General features: G+C 37.9%; 4 protein-coding genes and 1 pseudogene. 1 reads left to right on the top strand and 4 read right to left on the bottom strand.

The annotated features are described in order from the left end of the window. Positions 1–103 precede the first annotated feature (103 nt). From polX to ACPLVE_RS05200, 4 genes and pseudogenes are all read right to left on the bottom strand, one after another. The gene (polX, locus tag ACPLVE_RS05215; RefSeq protein WP_424610452.1) at positions 104–1816 is read right to left on the bottom strand and encodes a DNA polymerase/3'-5' exonuclease PolX; all 1713 of its coding nucleotides are present in this window, start codon (positions 1814–1816) and stop codon (positions 104–106) included. A gap of 281 nt (positions 1817–2097) precedes the next feature. Next, on the bottom strand, positions 2098–2571 hold the full coding sequence (locus tag ACPLVE_RS05210) for a methylated-DNA--[protein]-cysteine S-methyltransferase (protein ID WP_424610446.1): 474 nt from the start codon (positions 2569–2571) through the stop codon (positions 2098–2100). Between the two features lie 267 nt (positions 2572–2838). Then, positions 2839–3969, bottom strand: a complete 1131-nt coding sequence (locus tag ACPLVE_RS05205) for an aldo/keto reductase (RefSeq protein WP_424610444.1) — start codon at positions 3967–3969, stop codon at positions 2839–2841. 105 nt (positions 3970–4074) lie between these two features. After that, positions 4075–4748: pseudogene (locus ACPLVE_RS05200) on the bottom strand (hydrolase). A gap of 486 nt (positions 4749–5234) precedes the next feature. On the opposite strand from ACPLVE_RS05200, the gene ACPLVE_RS05195 reads away from it, so the two are divergent. Further along, positions 5235–6989 (top strand): ABC transporter substrate-binding protein, encoded by a 1755-nt coding sequence (locus tag ACPLVE_RS05195; protein WP_424610442.1) that lies wholly within the window; start codon positions 5235–5237, stop codon positions 6987–6989. Positions 6990–7026: the final 37 nt, after the last annotated feature.

Below are 7026 nucleotides of genomic sequence, written 5' to 3'. Positions count from 1 at the left end.
TTACCGCTTTGGCAACAAGTCGCATTTACACACAAAATGCCACTTTTTAAACTTTCTCAACAGTCTAAGAGACTGCATTAAAACTAAGGCAGTCTGAAGAGTTTCAGATATTGCGCAAAATACTTAAAACTTCCTCCACTTCATAAGTATTTATCACATCCTTAGCCTCAAGCCAGCCTTTTCTTGCGATTCCCACCCCGTATTTGACATCCTCAAGTCCATCAACACTGTGAGCATCAGGATTTATGGCAAATTTTACCCCCTTTTCCTTTGCATACTTTATGTATCTCCAATCAAGGTCCAATCTAAAAGGATTGGCATTGATTTCCATGACTTTGCCATAGTAAGCCGCTGCCTCAATCACTTCATATATATCTATCTCATAACTATCCCTGGCAAGCAGGAGTCTACCTGTTGGATGTCCTAAAATTTTAGTGTATTTATTCTCCAACGCTTTTATAACCCTTTTAGTCATTTCTTCTTTGCTCATTCTGAAGTGAGAATGTATTGAAGCAACTACCACATCAAACCTTTTTAAAATTTCTTCTTCATAATCCAGTGACCCGTCAGGCAAAATATCAGATTCTATCCCTTTTAAAATAACTATATCAGGATATTTTTTATTTAATTCATCTATCTCTTCCCACTGTCTTAAAAGCACCTCTTCAGTAAGCCCATTTGCATAAAAGGCGGATTTGCTGTGGTCAGTAATCGCTATATACTTATACCCCAGATCTCTTGCCTTTCTCACCATGTCTTCTAGAGAATTTCTCCCATCGCTGTAAGTGGTATGCACGTGAAAGACTCCTTTAATGTCCTTTTCCTCTACCAAGACGGGTATCTCCCCTTTTTCTGCTGCTTCAATCTCTCCCATGTCCTCTCTCAATTCAGGGGGAATATACAAAAGGCCAAGCTTAGAAAATATCTCTTCTTCCTCTTTACACTCTATGAGATGGTCCCCCTTAAAAAGTCCGTATTCATTCATCTTTATACCCATAGACTTTGCCCTGTGTCTCATTGCAGTATTATGCTCCTTACTGCCAGTAAAATGGTGAAGAGCATACGGAAACTCCTCTTCCTTCACAACCCTTAAGTCCACGTTTATCCCTGACTTTAAAACTACACTGGTTTTAGTTTCTCCCTTTGCAATTACTTCCCTCACTCCATCATAATTAACAAATGCATCCATGAGCTTTAAAGCTTCCTTTGAAGTTGCGAGTATGTCTATGTCTTTGACTATCTCTTTTTTCCTTCTCAAACTCCCGGCAATTTCAGATTTGATGGCAAGCCCTGTGCCATCGATGTATTCTTTAATCTTAGTAGCCTCTTCATAGGCCTCAAAGTAGAGATGGTGTCCGCTATATTGTTTCACAAACTGTATTCCCTCCAATATCTTTTTCTGCGTTTTTTCTCCAAAACCTGGAAGCTTCAAAAGTCTATTTTCAAGGCAGGCGTATTCTAATTCCCCAATCGTGGTTATACCAAGTTTCTCATAAAGCGTCTTTATTTTTTTAGGCCCCAAACCGGGAATTTTTAACATTTCTATGAGGCCAGGCGGTACCGACTCTTTTAATTTTTCGTAATATTCCATTCGTCCGGTGGTGATAAGCTCTGTAAGCTTCTTGTTAAGCGCTTCTCCTATCCCTTTCACATCTTTTAACCTGTCTTCTTTAACAAGTGTCTCCAAATCTTCATCAAGAAGCTCAATTGCCCTCGCAGCATTGTAATAGGCCCTTGATTTAAAAGGATTTTCCCCTTTAAGCTCTAACAAAAGTCCAATCTCATTCAATATATCTACAACAGTCTTTTTATCCATAACCCACCACTTCTTTTCTAACCACTTTTCTCCCTTCTTTCCTGTCTGTATCTCTACATCCTTTTTAAGCAAATCCTCCAGTTCATTCCACAAATTATATACAAATCCCTCATCGTATTCCTTTAAATAAACCGCTATGTCTATATAGATACTCCATCCCATCACCTGCTTTCTATCCTCATTATACCATAAGGTCAATAAAAAATAATGGCACAATTGACAAAATTATTATCAATTGCGCCATTGTAAGCTCTTATCCAATTCCCTCCGGCTTCTTCTTATCATCCACCAATCTTAACCCCTTCATGCTTAAGTAAAAACTTTTTTACCTCAATCCCCCCTCCAAAACCTGTCAAGTTTCCGCCGCTTCCAATAACTCTGTGACAGGGAATTATAATGGGAATAGGATTTTTATTAAGGGCCTGCCCTACTGCTCTCGCTGCTCTGGGTTTCCCAATTCTTCTTGCAATTTCACCGTATGTCACAACAGATCCATAGGGAATTTTCAAAGTCTCTTCCCACACAGCCATCTGAAACTTCGTACCTTGCAAATCCAGCTTCACATTAAAATTCTTCAGCCTCTTTTGAAAATACAGGTCAAGCTCTTTAATGCACTCTTCAATATAAAAATCGGTTCCCTCTTCAAAATCCTCTAATGGAAATTTTTCATTTCCAAACTCAATTTTGCATATACCTTTGCCAGAAGAAAATACTGTAAGAACACCTACCGGAGAGTTAAATCTTTTGTAAATCATATAAAATTCCCCTTTATCATTTTTAAAACAAAAAGTAAACTTGCACAGAAAAACTTCACAATCACGAGAAAAAATAATACGTAAAAATGAAACCAAATAGTGTTACTCCACGTCTATAACATTGGGGAGATTTCGTCAGGGAGAGATAAAAAATGGAGAGAAAGTTTTACTTAATTATTATTCTAGCATTGAGCCTTCTATGCCTTCTCCTTGGAATAATGCTTTTTACAACAGCATTTTATCCTAAAATTTAGGGGTAGCAAAAACCTACCCCTCAAAATAGCTGGCAACCTCTTTAAGATACTCTATAATCGGAAGATGCTGTGGGCATACGCTCTCACAATTGCCGCACGCTATACAAGAGCTAGCTCTTGCATCCCCTAAATCCTCATAGGCTTTGCGATTCGCCTCATAAATATTGTACATATGCGCTTCATTGTAAAGCTCGAAATTTCTCGGTATGTTGACCCCATTTGGACAGGGCATGCAGTAATTACATCCCGTGCAAGCAATAGGAGAAAGCTCTTTGTATTTATTTCTAACTTTTGCCACAATCTCTAGCTCTTCAGAAGTCAAAGTACCAATTCCGGACCTATTAGCGCTTTCTATATTTTCTTTCAACTGCTCAAAAGTGCTCATGCCACTTAAAACAACAGAGACTTCAGGCTGGTTCCAGAGCCACTGGAGTGCCCACTCAGCAGGACTTCTCTTCACTTTTGCTGTATCCCATATCTCCTGCACAGCTTTTGGAGGATTGGCAAGTCTTCCTCCTCTTATGGGCTCCATTATTACAACTCCCAATCCCTTTGATGCAGCATACTTTAACCCCTTTTCTCCTGCCTGCACATCTATGTCCATGTAATTGTACTGTATCTGGCAAAAATCCCATCTGTCATAATAGTCTATTATTTCTTTGAAAACGGGAAACTCGTCGTGAAACGAAAAACCTATGTATCTTATTTTTCCTTCCTGTTTTTTCTTTTCAGCCCAGGCTAAGGCATCAACTCTTTTCATATTTTCCCATTTGTTTTTATCTAAAGCGTGCAAAAGGTAAAAATCTATATGGTCAGTCTGAAGCTTTTTGAGCTGTTCATTTAGATATTTGTCCATATCCTCTTTTTCATTTATAAGCCATGTGGGAAGCTTAGTTGCAAGAAAGGTCTTCTCTCTGTAGCCATCTTTTAACGCTTTACCTGCAACTATTTCACTGTTGCCCCCATGATAAGGCCAGGCAGTATCAAGATAATTAACCCCATTGTCAATTGCATACCTTATCATCCTTATGGCTTCTTTTTCATCTATTTTGCTGTTGTCATTGTCAATGACAGGGAGTCTCATCAAACCAAACCCTAATGCAGACACTGCCACATCCAATTTCCCAAATTTTCTATATTGCATAATCCTCTCCCCTTTCCTTTAAAGTTGTAAAGTAATTATATCACAACTTTTTTTGAGAACAAAATTTATAAAAAAGAAAAGGGCAAAAGCCCTATCAATGTAAATTCACTCTCTTTCTTTCCTATACTTTTCCATTATTTCCGAGAAAATCTCTGCATTTGTTGGAGGTGTATAAGTTATTGCATTGGCACCTGCTTCTATGGTCTTCAAAATTGTCTCTTCAGTAGGACCACCAGTTGCTATAATCGGTATATCAGGATCTATGTCTTTTATCTTTTTCACTATATCAGGAGTCTTTTGAGCCCCCGACACATTAAGAATTGTAGCACCCGCCTCTATTCTCCCCTTTATGTCCTCCTTCTCAGACACTATAGTGACAACTATCGGTATATCGATGGTAGCTCTCATCTTTTTATTATATCATTCGCCGTCGGAGCATTTACAACAACACCCATGGCACCGGAGAATTCAGCATCAAGAGCCAGATTTATAACTCTTTTCCCCTGTGTAAGCCCTTCCCCTACACCGCAGAAAACAGGTATGTCAGCTGCCATTATGAGAGCATGAGTAATTACAGGTTGTGGTGTAAAAGGATATACAGCCAAAACAGCATTAGCATTAGTGTTCTTAATCAAAGCCACATCTGTAGTAAAAACCAAAGATTTTATTAGCTTCCCATACACCTTTATACCAGAAGCCTTTTGATGTATTATCTCAGGCACCAAAACCATTTTCTGTCTCAAAGGCGAAGTAATTTCCGGGATAAAATTCTCTCCCATGCCTCTCACCATCCTTTTTGTTCCTTTATAGTACTATATTACTCAATAAAATCCATTAATTCAATAACCCTTGGAAAATTCAGTTTCAAAATTTATGTTCGCATTTTTAATACCTTGTTAAATAAGTTTATTATTTTTAAATTATATCATTTTTGAAAACCATTTTCACACTTTTTGATATATATAAATTTAATTTCTTTGTCTTTATTACAATTTATTTTGAAGTTTTATCGATTTTTTGTAAAAAATTATAATAATTAATACTAAACTTGCAAGGAGAAACATAAAATTTAAATAGCTAATTTAAAAGTTGATAAATTTGTTCATAATTTTTTAACATTTTTCAAATCGCATTCCAAAAAAATAAATTTTTTCACAAAACTTTTACATTTTTAGCAGCTGTATTGCCAACCAATATTAAATATGCTATAATAGTAATCGTCTACAGATTAAAAACAAAATTAAAGGTAAGGGGGATTTTTGAAGATGCTAAGAAAGAAGTGGCTTCCTCTTTTAGTGGTGCTCGTCTTCGCCCTATCAGTTGTCCTATCTGCTTGCAGCAAACCACAGGAGACACAACCATCCGAACAACCCAAGCAAGAACAAACGACTCCAACAGCTTCTGTCCAGGACAGCGACAACTGGACAAAAGCAAAAGACCCTTCAAAAATACCAGAAGCTTCAAAAACTCGTGTGGATACTCTCATAATAGGTCTGCATGAGCCAGCAGGAACATTTAACCCACTCTTTTATGAGACAGCCTATGATGCTTACGTCTTAAGCGCTATATTTGACAGCTTAATAGAAGTAAACTTTGACGGAACATATATACCTGGCTTAGCAGAGAAGTGGGATTTAGACAAGGACAATAACACTGTAACGTTCCACTTAAGAAAAGGGGTACAATTCAGCGATGGTACACCTTTAACTGCTCATGATGTAGAATTCTCATATTATGTAGTAGCAGATCCAACCTATGATGGTCCATATGACCTTTCTACCGCAGGCATAGTAGGATTTAAGGAGTATAATCAAGGAAATGCAGACAAAATTGAAGGTATAAAGGTCTTAGATGACTACACAATACAAATTCAATTGGAAAAACTCATGGGAACCAGTTTGCCAGACTTAGCTATAACCGTTATTCCAAAGCATTACTACGGAAAAGACTTTAAGAAGGGAAATCTTGAGGGCGTAAAAGCTTTAATGCAAAATCCACTTGGTTCGGGACCATATGTATTTGATAAATTCGTACCTGGTCAGGAAGTGCGCTTAGTAGCAAATGAGCACTACTGGAAAGGTAAACCTAAAATAATGAACCTCATCTTCAAGACAACTACAGACGAAACAGCAGTTCAGATGTTACAGGCAGGAGAAACAGACTATGAAACTTCTAACATCACAGCTAAAAAGGACAATGTAGAGCTCCTTGAAAGCCTTGGATTTGTGGACTATGCACTGTTGCCCACAAACGGATATGGCTATATCGCTTTTAACTTCTATCAGCCAAAATTCCAGGATGTAAGAGTGCGCCAGGCTCTGACATACGGTCTTAACAGAAAAGCTATAGTTGATGCAGTATACCAGGGATTGGCAGAAGTGAGAAACGTTCCTCAATCAAAAGTGTCCTGGGCATATCCACCTGAAAATGAAATAAATCCATATAACTACGACCCAGAAAAGGCAAAACAGCTCCTTGAAGAGGCAGGGTGGAAGTTAGGACCTGATGGGTATCGCTATAAGAATGGTGAAAAGTTCACAATTCACTTCCTGCAATCAACACCAAACCCTGTTAACGACGCTTTAGTGCCAATTGCTGTTGAAAACTACAAACAATTAGGTATTGAGTTTATAGCAGAACCCATGGAGTTTAACTTAATAGTTGATAAAATTAAGAAAGCCAAAGAAAAGACTTTTGACATGTACTTCATGGCTTGGGGTTTAGGTGCTGAACCAGACCCATACAATATATTCCACTCCAAAGGTTCACAGAACAGAAATGGTTACTCCAATCCAAAAGTTGATGAGCTTCTCGTAAAAGCTCGTGAAGAATTAGATATGAATAAGCGCAAAGAGCTCTATCATGAGCTTTACAAAGTGCTCAACGAAGATTTACCTTACATCTTCATGTACCAGAGACATGACCTCAATGCCAAGAACATGAGAGTAGTAGGATTCCAGATTTCATCCTTTAGAGACTTCACCTACTCGCTCTATCAAGCAGAAATTCTTCAGTATTAAATTAGGGAAGAAAAGCCCGGACTTTGGGCCGGGCTTT

This window comes from Caldanaerobacter sp., assembly GCF_049701115.1.
In the GTDB taxonomy this organism is placed as follows: Bacteria; Bacillota; Thermoanaerobacteria; order Thermoanaerobacterales; family Thermoanaerobacteraceae; genus Thermoanaerobacter.
The sequence above is the reverse complement of the archived record's forward strand: the minus strand, read 5'-3'. Positions and strand labels throughout refer to the sequence as shown.